The 18,667-nt window shown below is 55.8% G+C and carries 17 protein-coding genes; all 17 read right to left on the bottom strand.

Annotated elements, in window-relative coordinates:
* Nucleotides 1–2: 2 nt before the first annotated feature.
* The 17 genes from QEN58_RS16985 to QEN58_RS16905 all read right to left on the bottom strand — a co-directional run bounded on the left by QEN58_RS16985 (nt 3) and on the right by QEN58_RS16905 (nt 18,665).
* Nucleotides 3–407, bottom strand: a complete 405-nt coding sequence (locus QEN58_RS16985; RefSeq protein WP_280104777.1) for a hypothetical protein — start codon at nt 405–407, stop codon at nt 3–5.
* Between the two features lies 1 nt (nt 408).
* Nucleotides 409–969: a chemotaxis protein CheW gene (locus tag QEN58_RS16980; protein ID WP_280104776.1), complete on the bottom strand. Its 561-nt coding sequence runs from the start codon at nt 967–969 to the stop codon at nt 409–411.
* Nucleotides 959–2,638, bottom strand: coding sequence for a diguanylate cyclase (locus QEN58_RS16975; protein ID WP_280104775.1), 1,680 nt, complete (start codon nt 2,636–2,638; stop codon nt 959–961). The genes QEN58_RS16980 and QEN58_RS16975 overlap by 11 nt, the downstream gene beginning before the upstream one ends.
* Before the next feature lie 74 nt (nt 2,639–2,712).
* On the bottom strand, nt 2,713–3,069 hold the full coding sequence (locus QEN58_RS16970; RefSeq protein WP_280104774.1) for a response regulator: 357 nt from the start codon (nt 3,067–3,069) through the stop codon (nt 2,713–2,715).
* Nucleotides 3,070–3,123: 54 nt separating this feature from the next.
* Nucleotides 3,124–5,244, bottom strand: coding sequence for a hybrid sensor histidine kinase/response regulator (locus QEN58_RS16965; RefSeq protein WP_280104773.1), 2,121 nt, complete (start codon nt 5,242–5,244; stop codon nt 3,124–3,126).
* 1 nt (nt 5,245) lies between these two features.
* Nucleotides 5,246–6,673: a CheR family methyltransferase gene (locus QEN58_RS16960; RefSeq protein WP_280104772.1), complete on the bottom strand. Its 1,428-nt coding sequence runs from the start codon at nt 6,671–6,673 to the stop codon at nt 5,246–5,248.
* On the bottom strand, nt 6,670–7,737 hold the full coding sequence (cheB, locus tag QEN58_RS16955; protein WP_280104771.1) for a chemotaxis-specific protein-glutamate methyltransferase CheB: 1,068 nt from the start codon (nt 7,735–7,737) through the stop codon (nt 6,670–6,672). The genes QEN58_RS16960 and cheB overlap by 4 nt, the downstream gene beginning before the upstream one ends.
* Nucleotides 7,738–7,749: 12 nt before the next feature.
* Nucleotides 7,750–9,801, bottom strand: a complete 2,052-nt coding sequence (locus tag QEN58_RS16950) for a methyl-accepting chemotaxis protein (RefSeq protein WP_280104770.1) — start codon at nt 9,799–9,801, stop codon at nt 7,750–7,752.
* 204 nt (nt 9,802–10,005) lie between these two features.
* Entirely contained in the window at nt 10,006–11,172 is a 1,167-nt protein-coding gene (locus QEN58_RS16945) for a glutathionylspermidine synthase family protein (protein WP_280104769.1), read from the bottom strand.
* Between the two features lie 19 nt (nt 11,173–11,191).
* On the bottom strand, nt 11,192–11,800 hold the full coding sequence (locus tag QEN58_RS16940) for a DUF1190 domain-containing protein (RefSeq protein WP_280104768.1): 609 nt from the start codon (nt 11,798–11,800) through the stop codon (nt 11,192–11,194).
* Between the two features lie 12 nt (nt 11,801–11,812).
* Nucleotides 11,813–12,226 carry a DUF350 domain-containing protein gene (locus QEN58_RS16935; protein ID WP_280104767.1) on the bottom strand — a complete coding sequence of 138 codons (414 nt, stop codon included), beginning with the start codon at nt 12,224–12,226 and terminating at the stop codon, nt 11,813–11,815.
* Nucleotides 12,227–12,281: 55 nt separating this feature from the next.
* Entirely contained in the window at nt 12,282–13,004 is a 723-nt protein-coding gene (locus QEN58_RS16930) for a DUF2491 family protein (protein WP_280104766.1), read from the bottom strand.
* A 36-nt stretch (nt 13,005–13,040) separates the two neighbouring features.
* The gene (locus QEN58_RS16925; protein WP_280104765.1) at nt 13,041–13,736 is read right to left on the bottom strand and encodes a PspA/IM30 family protein; all 696 of its coding nucleotides are present in this window, start codon (nt 13,734–13,736) and stop codon (nt 13,041–13,043) included.
* 83 nt (nt 13,737–13,819) lie between these two features.
* Nucleotides 13,820–14,278, bottom strand: coding sequence for a DUF2170 family protein (locus QEN58_RS16920; protein WP_280104764.1), 459 nt, complete (start codon nt 14,276–14,278; stop codon nt 13,820–13,822).
* Between the two features lie 144 nt (nt 14,279–14,422).
* A complete protein-coding gene (locus tag QEN58_RS16915; RefSeq protein WP_280104763.1) occupies nt 14,423–15,955 on the bottom strand; it encodes a malonate--CoA ligase in 1,533 nt (510 codons plus the stop codon).
* On the bottom strand, nt 15,952–17,319 hold the full coding sequence (locus tag QEN58_RS16910; protein WP_280104762.1) for a malonyl-CoA decarboxylase: 1,368 nt from the start codon (nt 17,317–17,319) through the stop codon (nt 15,952–15,954). The genes QEN58_RS16915 and QEN58_RS16910 overlap by 4 nt, the downstream gene beginning before the upstream one ends.
* A gap of 11 nt (nt 17,320–17,330) precedes the next feature.
* Nucleotides 17,331–18,665 carry a TRAP transporter large permease gene (locus QEN58_RS16905; RefSeq protein ID WP_280104761.1) on the bottom strand — a complete coding sequence of 445 codons (1,335 nt, stop codon included), beginning with the start codon at nt 18,663–18,665 and terminating at the stop codon, nt 17,331–17,333.
* Nucleotides 18,666–18,667 lie beyond the last annotated feature (2 nt).

The raw sequence follows: 18,667 nt of genomic DNA, 5'->3' as shown, positions 1-18,667 counted from the left end.
AGTTAAGGGCCAAGCTTGCGTGCATCCAGTAGCAGCACCAGCTGCTGCTGGTCGAAGGTGCAACCGCATAGTGCCGTTGAAAACCGTCGCGAAAGCAGCAGTTTAGGCAGTGGGTAAAGCGAATTGGCTGGCAGTTGCCGAAGCGTAATGTCACCGCTTACGCCCAGTTGCCAAGTGTTTTGGTTGTCACTGGCTGTTTGAGCGTCGCGCAGGGTGAGCCAACGGGTAGGTGGGGCATGGTCGCCATCTTCGTCGAGCAGCGATTGAGCATTGGCTGTGCGCAATGCCGTAGGGTGATCGGTCATGGCGAGCACATGGCATGCTTCCAGGGCAGCACGATAAGGCCCTACGCGAAACAGCACCAACGCAACCTGGGCCTGCTCATGCTTGTCTAGCGGCTGGGGCACCTTAACCCAACCCCTGCTGGTAGGCGTCGAACAGCGCCTCGGGGTCAAGCAGGGCAAGCGCTTGGCGCTCATCTATCTGCCACAGTGCGCTGACATAAGGGCGCAACGTGCCGGGAAGCGTTTCGGGCGGAGCTTGCAGCATGCTCTGGGTGACCTCGCAGACATCGTCAAGCTGCTCAATACGCACGCCACTCGTCACTCCCGCTGCGCGGACTAACAAAATCATACCCTTAGAGGTGACTTCCGGCGTAGGTAAACCGAGTAGCTGATGCAGGCTAATGACGGACTCAATTTTGCCGCGTAGATGCAGTACGCCTTCGGTAGAGGCGGGCAGCCCTGGTACATAATAGACGGGCTGGTCGCTGGGTAAAATTTCGCTCACTGCGCTACCGGGCAGCGCAAACCGCTGGTCGTCAAGACGAAAGAGCACTAGCTGCTGGGTGGGCTCATCAACATCCACCACCGTTTCACTATCGCTTTGTGCCGCTAACGCCTCGTCCAAGCTCAGAGTGGTCGACGACGTGTCATTCGCCTCGCCGTCGCGGGGATGTTCAGCGTTCATCGGTTAGCTCCGTCGCTAGCACTACTTGGTTGCGCCCTTGGTGCTTGGCACTGTAGAGCGCTTGGTCGGCGCTTAAGCGCATGGACTCGGTAGAGGGTTGCGCGGGGAAACTGCTTATCCCCACGCTGAAGGTGCAGCGAAAGCGAACGTCACCGGCGTGAAAATCGACCAGTGCAAAATCCTTGCGCAGGCTGTCGATTAAGGTGGCGGCTTTTTCTGCCGTTATGCCTTTCAGCAGAACGACAAACTCTTCACCGCCGTAGCGGCCGATAATGTCGGATAGCCGCAGGCGGGTTTTCAAAAGCCTTGCCAAGGTGATAATCACCTGGTCGCCCGCCAAGTGGCCGTGGGTATCGTTAACATGTTTAAAGTGATCGATATCGATCATTGCCATGGCGTGCTGGCTATCTTCGCGGTGGGCTTGGGCGAGGGTTTTATTGATCAGCTCGGTGGTGGTGCTGTGGTTATACAGCCCGGTCATGCTGTCGCGGGTCATTAATGAACGCAGCAGGCGCAGGCGTTCGGCGCGAAGCCGAACAGCAGAGACTAGCTCTTCGGGCTGTACGGGTTTGGTAAGAAAGGCTTCAACCCCCGCGGACATGGCGGAAATCTGCTTTTGGCTATCGGTTTCGCTGGAGAGATAGATAATCGGTAGCCCCAGGTGTTCCGGCTGCTGGCGAATAATCGTCGCCAGCTCTTCACCAGAACATACTGGCATATACACATCGACCAGCAGTAAGTCGGGGCTAAAGCGCTCCATTATAGTGAGCGCATCGGCGGGATGGTGAACCTGGTGAGTCAGCATACCGCCTTCTTCAAGTAACAGAGCGTGGTAAGCAGCTGCTTCGGGCTCATCATCCACCACCAATACCTTCAGTGGTTCTTCTGCAGCCGGAGCGGTCAGTTCATCCACTGCCAGCATCAGATCTAGCGGTTTTACCGGTTTGGTAAAGTAGCCGCTGCAGCCGGCACGAACGGCGCTTAGGCGCGAATGAAAGTCGTGATGAGCTGACAAAACGATGGCGGGGAGAGGTTGGCCGGTCAGTTTATTCAAACTGGTCAAGGTTTCAGTGCCTGCCGTCTGGCCCTGGGGGAACTGCACGTCCATGATGACTGCATCAGGGCGACGCGCGAGCGCGGCGTTAAAGAATGCTTCAGTATCGATAAATTGAACGACTTCATGACCGAAGCAGCGTAGGTGATGGATTAATTGATCGACCTGTTCGGGCTCATCGTCACACAGATAAATTAGCCGCTGTCGCTTATTTCGCAGTGGTTCAGCCTGACTGGAAAGCTCGAAGCTATTGACGGCCGCCAGTGCTTGCTGTTGGCCATGGTGGGAACGCAGGTGCTGCTGTTCGTGACCCAACTGAAAAAGCAGTTGGGTGATAAACGTATCAATATCGGCGCGGGCGGGGAAAGTAGTTAGTGCCTCCTCTGCCTGATCTGCCAACAGGGCAAGCCGCTCAAACCCCAGCGACCTCCCGGTTCCCTTCAAACTATGAAAGAAACGGTGCAGCTCTGGCGCAAGCCTCGCCTGTTCCTCGCTCGACGTTCGACTCTGCTGCCATAGCTCGGCGGTTTGCGCTAAGCGGGATGGAAGCTGCTCAATAAAACGCGCACGCAGGTGTTGTAGCTTATCGTGCAGCGAAGGGGCGGGCTTAGACATCGAACTACCTACGTAAGTGATCGAAAGCGGCGGTCCATTCCGTCAATTGTACATTCCATCGTATTAAGCGTTGCTTAGCTGTCGAGAGCCTGTTTCACGGCAGCTTCCAGGGTCCAGGCCAGCTCGGCATCTTTACACAAACAGGCGTCAAGGCCCGGTGTCTGGCGTAGGGAAGCGTCCGGGGTGTCGCCGGTGAGTAAAATAAAAGGCAAGTGATTATCTTGCTCGCGCAGCATCGCCAACAGGGCTAATCCACTGACAAGGGGCATATGCATATCGCTGACGATCAGTTTGATATCGCTATGAGTGTCTAACTGCTCGACGGCCTCCATCGCGTCATTGGCCAACAGAGGCTCATGACCCTGAGACTCAAGCAGTGCCGCTGTCATTTCTCCGGCAAGCGGATCGTCGTCTACGACCAGGATATGCATTTCTTGACCTCATGATTGTTGCGTCATTAACGGTGGTGTTCATAACGTTTCTCGTTAGCCCAATAGGGCCTGGAGCGTCGCTACTAAATTGTTTTGATCAAAACTGCCCTTGACGATATAGGCGTCGGCACCGACTTCAATGCCACGACGCCGGTCCGCCTCTTTTTCCCGCGAAGTGATAATAATAATCGGCCGATAACGATAAAGCTCATTTTCGCGCAGTTGGGAGGTCAGCGCAAAACCATCCATTACCGGCATCTCGACGTCGGTAAGCACGGCATCAAACGGTTCTGCCAGTGCTTTTGCTAAGCCGTCACGACCATTTTCGGCCAGCGTGACGTGGTAGCCCCATGCTTCGAGCACATCTTTTTCAATTTCACGGGTATTTAGTGAGTCATCGACCACCAAAATACGTTTCGCGAGAGTGGGGGACGCCCGCTCATGGCTAGGACGCGGGGCATTTTGCCGGGTGGCTTCCAGTAACGCGGGCACATGCAGCAGGCTTACCAGCGCATTGCGGCCCATGGAAACCATGCCCGAGACCAAGGGTAAATAACTTAGATGCACGGGCAGTGGTTTTATCACCATGTCGCGTTCATCAATCAGTGAATCGATAACCAGGGCGAGTTTCTGGTGCCGCTGGTGGACAACCAGCAGGAGGGTGTTATCAGTGGCGGCAGTGGTCGCGGGTAGCTCAAGCAGTTGAGCAAGCGATACCACCGGCACGAATTCGTTGCGTAAAATCAGCGTGCGCTGTCCGGCGGCATCAATGAATGATTGCGATGAGCACTCCACCAATTCTGATACGTAAGGCGCGGTGACGCCTAGGTTGACACCGCCGACGCTGACTAGCAGTACCCGCATCATCGCCAGCGAGAGCGGCAGGCGAAGAGTAAAGCGCGTGCCGCTGCCGCGTTCGCTGGCAAGCTGTAAGTCGCCATTGAGCTCGTCCACCACGGTGCGTTTGACCACATCCATCCCCACGCCGCGCCCAGAAAAGTCGGTAATCATGCTTTTAGTAGAGAAACCGGGTAGAAAAATAAGCTCCAATGTCTCCTGTTCGCTCAGCGCATTCAGCTGCTCTTCGCTGATCAGCTGTTTGGCGAGCGCTTTCTGACGCACCGCGTCCAGTGCGATACCTGCGCCATCGTCACGCATCTCAACCACCACCCCATCAGCGTCTTGCCAGGCTTCGATAATCAGCTGCCCGCGGGAAGGTTTGCCCGCTGACTGGCGTTCGGCAGGAAGCTCTAAGCCGTGATCCAAGGCGTTACGCAGCAGGTGAATAAGTGGGTCTGACAGGCGATCAATCATCTGGCGATCGAGTTCGATTTCGCTACCCCGCACGCGGCAGTCGACCTGTTTGCCGAGTGACTGGGCCAGCTCTCTGGACATATGCGCTAGCGGATCAAACACCACGCTTAGCGGTAGCATGCGCATTTGTAATGCTCGGTCGTGTAGGTCGCTCATCAACGACTCGTGGCTTAACACGCTATCTTTCAGCTCATGGTGAAAGGCATGAAAGGGGCCCTGCTGCTCGGTAGGGAGCGTGGCGCTTAGCTCACGGGCTTGGTCAACTAACCCATGTAAGTGGTGGTGGCCGGAAAGCACTTCACCCATCAAACGAATAACATCGTCTAGCCGATCCAAGCGAACTCGCACGGTGTCACTAAGACGTAGTTCGTTCTCGGTCACCAACGTAGCGGAGGACGTTGGCGTTGATGAGGACGAAGGTGTCGTAGGCGTGGGAGTGTCTGAGTGGTTTGGCTGGGTTGGGGTTTGGCCCTGAGCAGCACTTTCAAGGGCGCTACACAATGCCTCATCGGCTGCGGGTAACTCGTCGCCTGTCGCCCCGTCGGCTAGCCGACTGACCAAGTCCGAGAGCCCGTCAACTGCCTGGCTGAGCAGGCTGGTAACCGGTGGTGTTGCGTTTAGAGTGCCCTCGCGCAGCGCGCTAAGCAGCTCTTCAGTGCTATGGGATAGGGCCGTAATCGGCACCAGTTTAAGCATTCGCGACGAGCCTTTCAGCGTATGCGCTGCGCGGAACAACTCGTTTATCTGTTCGCGGTCAGCGCGGCCTTGTTCCAATGCGCTGATCCCTTCGCGCAGGCGGGGCAGGAGGTCGGCTGCCTCTTCCACAAAGCGCTGTATAAAGCGGCTAATATCCAGCGCCATATTAACCCACTCCCTGTGTGGTACTGGTCGATGCCAGTGTGGTGTTGGCCGCTTTTAGATAACGTTCGGCTAGAAAACGCGCATCGCCTGGCGGTAACGGCGGGGCGATAATGTCTAGCCCACCATTTGAGGTGGGCGCGGTGGTCAGCAAACGAACCACCGCAGCATAGCGCTGTTTGCGCTGTAATGGCTCGTCGGTCAGTTCACCCTGGCGATAAAGTTCAGCTAAATAGAAGTGTGCTGGCCAACACTCCGGCGCAACGTAAATGGCCCGCTTAAAATAGTCGTAGGCCTGATTGGGCTGCTGCTGCCAACGGGCGACCAGCCCGGCCAATACCAGCGCATCGATCAACCACGGCTGCTGCTTAAGCAGCGCCTCTAGCAGTGCAGCGGCATCGTTAAAGGCGTTTTGATCGAGCAACTGATGGGCGGTGTGTAGTTGGTGGGTAATGCTGTCCGGTTGTTCATTTGCCGCTGCGGGCTCAAGAGGCTCCTCGGGCGCTAAATCAGCTCTGCTGCCTAGCGCTAGCTTTTTATTTACGCGCTCACCGACGTGAATACTCTCATCAGCTTTGGTGTCTCTGGTGGGCAACGGCGGCTGAAGGGGAGCCGCTTGCACAGCCGTGGATTGCTCTGCATGGCGAAAGTAAAATACGCCCTGGGCTTCGACCAGTTCGAACACGCCGAGATCGTTACCCAAGGTTTCGGTGACGCCGCAGAGTAAAATGCCGTTCGGAGCCAGTAACTGGCCAAGCTGCTGATGAATACGGCGCCGCGTCTGCTGATCAAAGTAGATCGACACATTGCGAAACAGAATTACATCAAAGGGGCCGCCTGCACTGCTCTCATCGGCGTTTAATAGATTAAAGGGGCGAAAGGTTACCCACTGACGCAGAGACTCGTGAAGTTTGTAGCGGCCCTGGTAGGGGCTAAAGTAACGCGCTTTAAAGTTGGGAGAGAGCGCGCGAAACGCCATCCCCCCATAAACCGCTTGGCGTGCCTTTGTAAGAACTTGGTGGTCCAGGTCGCCGCCGGTGAGGGTAAACAACGCTTTGGCCCGCTCGCCAAAGCGCTCAAACAGCATCATCGCCACGCTATAGGGCTCTTCGCCGGACGAGCAGCCTGCGCTGAAGATAGAGAGCGGCGGTTGCCCTGCCGCTAAACGTTCAGGCAAGTAGGTGCTGACCAACCAGTTCAGCGCGTCCGGTTCGCGACAAAAATAGGTTTCATTCACCGTTAAGTGACTGACAAACTGATCGAATAGTGCTGGGTCGCTGGTTAATTTCTTGAGGAGTTGCGTGTTGTCGGTTAGCCCCGTTGAGGATTGTAAGCTGGCCACCGCCCGGAATAGCCGGGCTTCGGCTAAGCCCTCAAGGTATAAACCACAACGCTGATGTACCAGGGCTTTAAAGGGGGCAAGCTCGCTCATGCCCGAGGCTCCGGTCGGCTATTTAAGTAGCCACGCACATCGCGCAGTAGCCTATCTGGAAGGCTATCAAGCGGTAATTCATGCTGTACGACGCCCGCTTTAACCGCTTCCTGATTCATACCGTAAATAACCGAGCTGGCTTCATCTTGTGCGAAAGTGCTACCGCCAGCCTGGAAAATAGCTCGAATGCCATTCACTCCATCGCGGCCCATACCGGTCAAAATAATGCCGATGGCATCGCGGCCATAGACCTCCGCGACACTCTGTAATAGTACATCGCAACTGGGATGGTATAGAACTGTCGCGGGGCTGGGTTGAAGCTGAAAACGATGGCGAGGAGTCACACATAAATTCTGCTCGGAAGGGGACAAATAGATATGCCCAGGTCGTAGCAGCTCACCCTCCTGGCCCACGCTGACTGGCATGGCACATAGCGATCCCAGCCATTGTGCCATGCCATTGATAAATCCATGGCTGATGTGCTGGGCGATCACAATAGGTGCTGGAAACCCGGCAGGTAGCGTTCGCAGCAGACGCACTAAGGCTTGTGGGCCTCCGGTGGAGCAAGCGATTGCGACCACATACTGAAAGTCTCGCGGCACTCCCCGTGGGGCAGCGGGTAGGGGAGGCGAGGTAATGAATGGGGGTGACGTGGTGACACGTCGGCGTAGGCGAGTGATCACCGCGACACCAGCTAACAGGCGTACACGCTCCACAAGGCGCTCGGCGTCTGCGCCTTCTAACGTGGGCTTCGGCATTACTTCCAACGCACCCACCTCTAAGGCTTGATAAGCCGTTTGCGCATCGGAGCGGTCGCTGACCACCAGAATGGGCACCCCTTTGCTGTGCATGATCTCTTCGATGGCGCTCAAACCGTCCATCACCGGCATGTTGAGATCCATGGTGATCAGCTGCGGCGCAAGGCGCTTGGCTAGTTCCACCGCTTCGCGTCCATTAGTGGCTTCCCCGACGATTTCAATATCATCGTCTCGGCTGAGGATATCGCGTAGCACGTCGCGGGCTACCTGGCTGTCGTCGGCAATGACTACCCGAATTACACTCATCCGGTATCCTTATCAGCGGTCTTTATTTGTTAGGGTGAACTCCTGCACCAGCGCATTAAGTTCCGCCGACATATTGATCATGTCCTGGCTGATGTCGGTAATACTGCGCACTGAGTGTGCATTGCGCGAACTGGCCGTATCGATATCTCGCAGCGCCATTACCACCTGACTACTGGCGGTTTTTTGTTGCTGAGTAGACAGCGATATTTGCTGAGCCGCGCTGCTGGTTTGACTCGCCGCCTTGAGCAGCGCCTCCAGATCCTGGGCGGTACTCATGCTTGCTTCAACGCCCTGCTCGATTGAGGAGGCGCCTTTTTCAGAGGCGACCACCAAGCGATTAATGGCCGTCTGAATATCATCGGTATGTGCTTCAATCTCTTGGGTGGAGTCGGTTACGCTGTCAGCCAATCGGCGTATCTCGCTGGCGACGACCGAAAAGCGTCGCCCCGACTCTCCCGCGCTAGAGGCTTCCAAGGCGGCATTGAAAGCGATCAGCTTAGTCTGGGCGGCCAGGGTGTTGATCAATTCCATCACCTTGTTGATCTGTTTGGATTTCGCCCCCAGCGTCATGATCTCGGTCAGACTCTGCTCGCTGTCGCTACGGATGTCCTGCATTTTTGACTGTAGCAGTTGCATGGCCGAACTGCCTTTGCGGCTGCGCTCCAGAGTTTGATTGGCAACGTCGACCACCGACTGAGAGTGGTCGGCGATTTGGGTTGACGAGGTAGAGAGCTCTTCCATGGTGGAGGTGATCTCAGCCACTGAAGAGGCCATCTCCTCGACTGCGGCGGCCATGGTTTGGCTTGCTTCATGATCAATATCGCTACCGTGCACGCCCGAAAGGCCAGCGGTTTTCCCCAGCCGGTCGGCAACGTGGGTGAGTGCCAGAGCATTTTTGGCTACCGCCGCAATAGCGCGTGAGAGACGCTCAAGGAGCTCGTTTGTTTGATCAGCTAAGTCGCCAAGCTCGGCCTTGTCGTCGGTGCTGACCCGCCGCGAAAGATCCAGGCTGAGGGTGATATCTTTCAACTGGCGCTGGAAATCAATCAGCGGGCGGATGAGGCTGCCGGTCAGCGGGTAAAGAACGAGTAACCCGGCGAGCAAAATGAGCAAGCCTATACCGCTAGACTCCAGGAAGCGCTCACGTGAGGACGCCAGGTAGGTCTCTTTATCGACCTCCACCATCAGGTAGCGCTGCAATTCGGGTAGCCAACGTGTGCTAATCAAAAGAGTCTTGCCGTCGCGCTCAACTTCTTGTACCTGGAGCTGTTCATCACGCAGCAGGCGCTGCGGCGTTTGCGTGGGTAAGGGCTCGGCCGCTGTCTCGCCATTAGGCGCGGCTTCAACGCTATATTCACCAGCACTGTACCCATCGCTCCGAATGAGCAGTTCACCTTCGGCGCTGAGCAGAGAGGCGTGGCCTGTGTTACCTAATCGGAAATCAGCAATCAAATTGGCCATTTGGGAGAGATCTAGACCCGCGCCAGCGACCACCAGCGGTCGCCCGTTGGCTGCATTTACCGCGCTGCGGTAATTGACGTACACAAAAGCATCATCGGGAGAAAAGGTGTCGCTATCTAAATTCAGCTCGTATGTGTTATCGCTTTCAGTAAAACGGTAGTACCAGTCGTCTTCGCTACCGGGCGGCTGGATAGTACGCTGCAGAAATTCACCGTTGCGCAGCTGAAAATAGTAGCCCTGCCCCTGCGCTTGAGCAGCGATAAACAGCAGCTCGGTATCTAACTGTTCCATCAGGCGGGCAAGGTAGCGGTTAATGTCATCTTGCCGCTCTTCAGGCAGCCCGTCTCGAATCCACTGCTCAATAAAGTAGCTATTGGCTAGGCTTTCAGAAATGGCGAGATCTTGGCTAAGGTTAAGGTTTATATGCGCGGCCAGTCCTTCGACCTGTGCCGGTAGCTCTTCATTAAGCAGGTTATTCAGCCGCGCTTGGCTGTGAGTACGCGCTTGAAGATAGAGCGCCAGGAGCATGGCCAGCGCCAAGACGATCCCAAAGGAGAGAAATAGCCGAAGCCGTAGAGGTAGGGATTTCCAGCGCGCCATCATGTTCGCCGTTGCTCCAAAGTAAACGGTGGCCCTGAAGACGCAACGACATCTAGGCTTACAAACCCTAGTGTTAATGCTGTTGGGTAATATTCAGGATAAAAAAGTGAAGGGTGATGCCCCTCTGCTCAAAAAAGTAATACGGATGATTTCAGCTTTTTTAGGGAGCAATGTCCAGCGCTAATAAGCGGAATTTGGTACGTATGTTTAGACAATTGCGTGGGGCACAAAGCAGGAGGAGTCTTTGGTGATGCGGCCAACGTCTTCACGAATGCCCATGCCGCAGGCGCGGTCACCCACTACCCAACTGCCAATTAAGGCGTGGTTATTACCAAAGCGTGGCATCGGGTGGTAGGCCTGACGGATCCATGGGCTGTCGGTATAGGGGCCATCAACAGCTTCTCGTTGCCCTGCGGGAGTAATCAGTTCTACGTTACTGCCTTCCCGGGAAAAAAACGGTTTGCGCACCCAGCCTGCTGGCAGCGGCGGGCTATTGGCATCCTCGAAAAACGCCGGTAGCAGATTGGGGTGGCCCTCAAAATGCTCCCATAGCAGGGGCAGAATTCCCTTGTTGGAGAGGATCGCTTTCCAGGGCGGCTCAAACCAGTGAGTGTTTAGCTGCGGGATATACTCGCCAAACGCATCGTCGGCCATCTCTTCCCAGGGGTAGAGTTTGAAAAGTGCGTGGATGGGTTGATTATCCAGATCAACGAAATGCTCGGCACCGGGCCGCAGGCCAATATCTTCAGTGTAGATAAACGGCGCCTTGAGTCCCGCCTGCACCGCCACATCCTGTAAGTAGTGCACGGTGGCACGTTCTTCGGGGTTATCTTTGATGCAGGAGAAGTACAGCGTGCGCGCTTCTATGCGGTCGCCGAGGTGCGCCATGGCATTGATCAGGCGCTCTTGAATCGAGTTGTACTGATCCGCATGGCGGGGCAGGATGCCTTGCTGGATAGCTTGCTCAAGCCATACCCACTGAAAAAAGCCCGCTTCGTAGAGCGAGGTAGGGGTGTCGTAGTTGAGCTCCAGCAGTTTCGCCGGGCCATCGCCAGAGTAGGCAAAATCCATCCGCCCGTAGAGATGCGGCTGACCCGACTTCCACGAGTTGTGGATGATGTCCCACATATGCTCGGGCAGCGCCAAACGCTGCATAAGCGCATTGGAGTGGCAGACCTTATCCACCAGCTCCATGCACATCTCATGCACCGCCTCGGTAGGCCCTTCAATGTCACGCTCTACCTGCTCTAGGGTGAACTGGTAGTAGGCGTCCTCTTTCCAGTAAGGCTCCCCCTCGATGGTATGAAAATGAAAGCCCAGCTCATGGGCCAGGGCTTTCCAGTTGCTTCGTTCAGGGATATCGATTCGCAGCATAGTAATGTTTGCCTAGGGGTTATGAGCCCCAACCGCCGCGGGCAGAAGAGCGCGAGCCAAAGCCTCGGCGCTGAGAGGTCGCCACTGAGCTGCGCATTGCATCATTACGCTGAGTAACGCGCTGGGTCGCCTGATTGGTCGCCGTATTCCAGTTGCCCTGGTTTTGACGATTGCGGTACACCGGCTCTTGGTAGACCCGCTCGAAGGAGCGTCCACGGTTGGTGTTGGACATCATGCTGCCGACCATATAACCCATCATGGCGGGCATAAACCAACTACCACCGGTGCTACCTGTTGCCGCTTGTGACTGCTCGTCGGTTGGCGCGGTACAAGCGCCTTCACCATTCTCAGCTTCGCACTCTTCCAGGGTGCTATAGCGCGGCACCGCTTCCAGGGAAGCTTCATAAGCGTCTTCGCAGGCGCTACGGGTATAGACATTCTCAGCAACGCAATCCTCAACGCTCTGAAAGCTGCGCGGCTCGTCGAATTCGATCTCGGTGATTTGCTCTTCCTGGGGCGGCTGGCCACAGGCGGTAAGACCAAAGGCGCTAGCGCCCATCATCGCTAATGACAAGCGTCCGCTGCGCTTGCGGCGGGGCAAATGGGGAGTGTGATCGTGTTTAGACATGCGGGCTCTCCTTTACCACGTCATCGAAGCGGCGTTGAGTAAGCCGACTGCCACGGCCACGCTGGCCATTAAAATGCCGTAGGCCTGGTGGCCTTCGGTGATGTGCTGCGACAGACTTTCACCCTGCTTGCGCAAAAACAGCTTAACCGCGAAGAAGGTAGCCAATTGAACGATAAAGGCGACGATGCCCCAGAGCACAAAATCGATTAAGCTGATCGAGTGCGCCATCGCGCTATATAGCGGAATGGTAAAGCCTAAAATGGAGCCGCCGTAGGCCGAGGCAGCCGCTGCGTTGCCTTCACGAATCAACGTCCACTCGTGGTGCGGAGTAATGCGGCTGTAGCAGTACATAAAGGCGGCGAGCAGTAAAATCGCAGTCACTAGGTAGGCGATAAATGACGGCAAGCCGTACAGGTAGTTCACCATGGTGGCGGTTTCCTTTTGTAGTAGATAAAACGTATTTAAAAAGCGGCGGTAATGATTACATAGCGTCGATATCGACGGAGGCTACATCGACCCCCACGTTGTGCACCACCATAAAGCTGCCTTCGTCATCATTTTCAGCGCTCATCAGCAGGTACTCCATGCGCTCGGTGCCTTCGATGGTACGCTCATAGAGCATTGCATGGTGGGTCACATGGCGGGCTGACACGCTCTCGGTGGTCATTACCTGCTCTTCGAAAACCACCGGCGGCGACCACAGGCTGTCGCCATCCCCCCATACTCGCTGATAGGTGCAACTGCGCGCTTCCTCAGTGGTGGAGGTGAGCGAGACAGTTTGGGCGCCGATGCTATCGGGCTGCTTATCTTCACCGTTGATCAAATTATCAAATTCGACATCCGAGAGATGGGCAACACGGTAAAAGTCAAACAGCTTATATTCAAGCACCTGGCCGTTCTCAATGTTGGCCTGCAGCCAGGTGTCGTTATCCAGATAGAAGCGTACCAGGTGCGCTCCTTGACCAAGATCGACGTGCCCCACGGCGGCAATATGATGGTAGGCATCGTCGTCCCAGCGAAACAGCGCGTCGGGATGGGCACGCAGGCCGATCAGCTTAATATTGACGCGCCCATCCAGTCGCAGGCCCTCAAGGTCTTCCTGGCTGACGCTTATGGGCAGGCCCGCCGCTACCGGGCGGCCCGCTGCCTGCTCAGGCTGCTTCTGCGTGGTAGCGCGAAAAAGTGCTTTCAGGTTGTTAAGCATGGCCTGCCTCGCTAATGAGCTTGTTGAAGAGAGAACTTACTCTTGTGGAGCGCTTTTCTTTGCTTTCAGGCGCGCTAACACATCGTCTGCTTTGCGCTGCGTGCCGCCGATGCCCGCTGATTTCAAGCGTGCTTCGAGCGAACTACCGCTCTCTTCAGCGGCCATCTCGTCGGCGGCCTGCATTTGCGCCGAATTAAGCTGCTGACGCTCTTTGATTCGATCGAGTGATTCCATGGCGCTGCTCATCGCGCTGTTCTGGCCCGAGTGGCGAGACGCTACGGCAGATTGGGCCTTTTGCGCTGACTCGGTGGCTTTCACCACGCTCACCTGCTGTTTGAGCTGGCGAAGCTGGTTGTCGGTGCCGCGAATGGCGCTGCGCAGTTTTTCAATGCTGGCATCGTACTCGCTCACAATCGCCCGCTCGGCTTCCAGGTCATCCTGCAACGCTACCATGCGCTCTGCCACTTCCACCGCCAGTGCTTCTTCGCCTTTATCCAGCGCAGCTTCTGCGCTTTTTTCCAACTCGGCAATTTTGCTTTCCAGCGTGTCGGCTTTATTGCTGTTCAACTGGCGTTGGCCCATCAAGCGGGTGAGCTCGGTTTTAGACTGGCTCAGGTGATTTTCCGAGTCGCGGATTTCCTGATCTAAAATGCGCAGCGCCTGGGAGTCTACTACTGTTTGACCGGTTTCAGTCGCTTTGCCCCGCAGGGCGGTCATTATTTTGCTTAACATAAATAATCTCGCTTATACGTCACCTGGGTGGTGACACTAATTGATAACGGTGTTTGGGAGAATAGACGAACAATGGGTAAACGTTAGGCGAAGTGCGTTTGTATCAGTTCGGCAACGTCCATGGCCGCACTGGCCGTGGCGTGCAGTTCTGCACAAATTGATTCAAGTTTGGAGTCGCCAAACAGTTGCCCATAAGCCACATAAAAGTCGTGCCCGTCGATTTCGACAATACCCACGGAAGCCAGCGGTAACGAAATGCCCTGGCGCAGTAAGACGTCGTTAAGTTCGGCGGCGTTTTTGACGCTGTCCACGGCCACTATGGGCGACATGGCGATCCACTCATTTTCACTGCGCGAGAGGGTAATCGGCAAGTTGCCGTAGTCGTTGAGCTCCCAGATCAGCGTCTGATTCGTCTCATCCAGGCTAATGGTCGCTTCGGGCCATTCAAGGGTCGCATTTTCGCTGCTGGTGGAGGCGGGTTGGCTGACCAACTTATAGAGTTCGCTGGCAGTGATGCCGCTCGTGACGGTAGGCGTAGTCAAGGTGATTTGCTCCATCGTTCGTTAAGTAGTTTCACCTTAACACTTAGGAGAGCAAATGGTTCCTTTTCCCAGCAAAGCCCTGCTAAAAGCCCCGCACGCGGCGGGGCAAAAAAGGCAAGAAGAGTATGCTGGCAGGACGGGCAACTAAGAATTTCGATAGGTATCGTTAAACTGCTTGCGAAGCTCATTTTTCTGCACTTTGCCCATGGTATTGCGGGGGAGTTCATCGACAAAGAAGACCCGTTTGGGCTGCTTATACTTGGCTAGCCGACCGTCTAGATGGCTGATCACCTTATCTTCATTAAGCTGATTTTCAAGGGCACCTTGCTGGCGCACGACTACAGCGGTCACCCCCTCACCAAAGTCAGGATGGGGTAGGCCGATGACCGCGGATTCAGCGACTTGGTCGAGCTCGTCAATCACTTGTTCCACCTCTTTGGGATAGACGTTGTAGCCGCCGGAAATCACAAGGTCTTTGTCGCGACCTACAATATGCACATAGCCTTGCTCGTCGACCATGGCGAGATCGCCGGTAATGAAAAAGCCGTCGTCTAACAGCTCCTCGCGGGTTTTTTCAGGCATTCGCCAGTAGCCGATAAACACATTCGGGCCGCGAATCTGCAGCATGCCAATCTCACCCAAAGGCACTTCATCGCCGGTTTCGCGATTGGTAATACGCATCTCCACGCCGGGCAGCGGCATACCTACGGTGCCTGCTCGCCGTGCGCCTTCATAAGGGTTGGAAAGGTTCATATTGGTTTCGGTCATACCGTAGCGCTCAAGAATCGCATGACCGGTTTTGGCTTCAAACGCTTCGTGGGTCTCGGCGGTGAGCGGAGCAGAGCCGGAGACGAACAGCCGCATATTGGCGGTAACATCAGTCGTCAGACGCTCATCCTGAACCAAGCGCGTATAGAAGGTAGGAACGCCCATCATCACACTGCCACGGGGCAACTCTTCAAAAATGACATCGGCATCAAACTTGGGCAGGAAGAGCATGCTGGCACCCGCCATCAGGGTGACGTTGCAGGCAACGAACAAACCGTGAGTGTGAAAGATCGGTAGCGCATGGATCAGCCGGTCATCGGCGCTAAAGTGCCAGGCTGTTACCAAGGTTTCAGCGTTTGAGGCGAGGTTCTTATGCGTGAGCATGGCACCTTTCGAGCGTCCGGTGGTGCCGGATGTGTAAAGAATAGCGGCCAGATCGCGCTCGCCAAGTTCCACGATATCCTCTCGCGGCACTGCCGTGCGAGCGGTTTCCATTAGACTGCCATCACCAGCGCTATCCAGGGTAGCCACCGCAGGGCAGCCGGTTTCAGCGGCAAGCGCCTGGGCCTCGTTGAGTAATTTAGGGCGGCAAACAAACAGCGCGGGCTCGGCGTCGTTCAAGAAGTAGCGAATCTCATCGCCGGTATAGCCTGTATTAAGGGGCAAGTAGACGCCGCCAATGCGCAGGCAGGCCAGGTAAAGCAAAATGGCTTCAGGGCTTTTATCTACCTGCACGGCAACGCGGTCGCCTTGCTTAACGCCTAACTCGGTTAGCGCGCCAGCAAGCTGCGCACTGATGGCCAGCGCATCGGTGTAGCAATAGCGGCGGCCATCGCGGGTGGTAATGAAATCGGCCTCTGCGCGCTCGTGCATTTTGGCAGCAAAGGTTTCAAATAGGTTATGGCTCATTTGGTGGTCTCTCCCTTGGCCAGCTTGCGGGCGCGTTTGGCGAGGTCACGCACCTCATTTGAGCAAGCAACTGTCGCCTTGGCGGTATAGTTTTCGTGGTTGCGTTCGATATCGTCCAGCACATAGAGGTAGTTGACCATCAGGCCTGCGGCTTGTTTAAAACCTTTCTCGGAGATATCGCCTAACCAGTTAATGCGGTGGAGCTCGGCGCCGTTACCGAGGTGAAAGCGGGCCACCGGGTTGAGCGGCAGGCCGTGGCGGTTCTTCTCCTCGACCAGGTAGCGGGCAGCCAACGGGCGAATGGCGGCTTTGAGCTGCTCTTCACGGGTTTTATCTTGATGCCATCCCGGTGTTTCAAGTCCTTTGAGCGATTGACGCAGGGACTCGGGAAGCTGCTCATCATTACGCTGCTCCTGCAACCACTGGGCAAAGCCGGGCACCGGCGAGAGGGTGACGAAGTATTTCAACTGCGGCAGCTCCTGGGAGAGCTCTTGCACTACCTGCTTGATCAAAAAATTACCGAAGGAGATGCCGCGCAGGCCGGTCTGGCAGTTACTGATACCAAAGAACGCCGCAGTATCGGCCTCCTCGGCCTCATCAATACCTTTTTTGCTATAGCTGCTTTCGCCAGAGAGGATGGGCTGAATTCGGCTTGGTAAACCCTTGTGGAGGGCCACCTCTACAAAGATTAGCGGCTCGTCGCCAATCGCCGGATGGAAAAAGGCGAAGCAGCGCCGATCACGTGCATCCAGCCGTCGACGCAGATCGTCCCAGTCCTGTATCTCGTGTACCGCTTCGTAGCGGATGATCTTCTCTAGAATCGAAGCGGGGGTGTTCCAGTCAATACGCTTGAGCATCAAAAAGCCGCGATTGAACCAGGAGCCGAAAAGGTGAGCAAAGTCGTCGTCAATGGCCGCCAGTTCCGGCTGCTCGCGCAGCAAACCCAACAGGTCTTCACGCATTTTAACCAGCTCATAGGTACCGTCGCTGGCTAGATTTAAACGCCGGAAGAGCTCCTGACGACGCGGCTCGCAGGCTTCAAACAGGCGCTGTAGTGATTGGTTATCGCGAACCTCCTGATATGCCAGATAGGCCGCATCAATGGGACCGGGCTCGGCCGCAAAGTCCGTCATTAGACGAGCAAAAAAGCTGCTTTTCTCCGCCGGAGAAAGGCGCTGATAAATCGCCAAAGCGCGGCTTGCCAGCGCAATGCTTGAAGCTTCGCCATCACTTTCCAGCAGCTTCCGGCAGGCTTTTACCAACTGCCCATGGTCGGGCGTTAACGTCTCCGGCTGGCGTCGCCGTAACAAGGCATCACGCTGGGTGATGTTGTTAAATACTTCCTGCAAAAACAGCATGTTCATGGTCAAACTCCTTACCCCATGATCAAGTTAGGTAGCCAAAGCGCGATGCCTGGGAAGAGACACAGCAGCAAGATACCCAGCACCATGCACAGCGCGTAGGGCAAGCTCCCCATCAGAATGTCGCGCAGCGAAATATCCGGCGCGATGCCTTTGATAATGAACAGATTGAGACCCACCGGTGGTGTGATCAGGCCGATTTCCAGGTTGATAGTCAAAATCACCGCAAACCAGTAGGGGTCGAAGTTAGCCGCCAGGATGATGGGCAACAGAATCGGCGCAGTCATCACGATCACGGCCACCGGCGGCAGGAAGAAACCGGCCACTAGCAGGAAGAGGTTAATCACCCCCATTAGCGCCCAGCGGTTAATCTCCAGATCAGCAATCGCGCCCGCCACGGTTTGGGTGATAAACATGGAAGAGAGCGCATAGGCGAACACTTCAGCGGTGGCGATGACCAGCATGATCATCACACTTTCGCGCAGCGAGTCGCGCATGATCAGCTTGATAGGCCCCAACTGCCACATGCGGTAGATAACGATCGCTAGCGCCAAGCATAGAAAGGCGCCAACGCCCGCCGCCTCGGAAGGCGTTGCCACTCCGCCATAAAGGGCAAACAGAATGCCCGCGACCACGCCCAGAAAGGGGAGTACCCGCACTAATGCTTTTAGGTTGCTATCAACATTTTGCTTAACGTTCTCTTTTAGCCGTTCGACGGACTCCGCCATCGGGTTGTTATAGCCACCGGCCATCTTGCAGGCGATCATCGTCCAGATCATAAACAGGCCTGCGAGCATAAAGCCCGGCACCAGCCCGGCGATAAACAGCCGACCAATAGAGGTTTCTGTGGAAATGCCGTAAATAATCATGGTGACCGACGGCGGAATCAGAATGCCTAGAGTACCGCCTGCGGCAATACAGCCTGCCGCCACGCCATCGGGGTAGCCGCGCTTGCGCATTTCAGGAATGCCCATTTTGCCGATGGCCGCGCAGGTGGCGGGGGATGATCCCGAGAGCGCAGCAAAGATAGAGCAGGCACCGATATTGGAAACCGCCAAGCCCCCGGGCAGCTTGCCCATCCATAGATCCAGCGAGCGATACAGATCACGCCCGGTGGGTGAGGAGGCCACCGAAGCGCCCATCAGAATAAACATCGGGATAGCGACAAAACCAAATTCCGCAATGCGGTCAAAAAAGGTTTCCCCGAAGTAGGTGAGCTCGGAAAGACCACGGTCATAAAGCAGTGCCAGCAGCGATACACCGCCCAGGGCAAAAGCGATAGGGGTACCGATGGCCATGAGCACAATCAATGCGATGGCCACAATAATGCCTAAGGTAATGGGATCCATGT

The organism is Halomonas alkaliantarctica (assembly GCF_029854215.1).
In the GTDB taxonomy this organism is placed as follows: Bacteria; Pseudomonadota; Gammaproteobacteria; order Pseudomonadales; family Halomonadaceae; genus Vreelandella; species Vreelandella alkaliantarctica_A.
The sequence above is the reverse complement of the archived record's forward strand: the minus strand, read 5'-3'. Positions and strand labels throughout refer to the sequence as shown.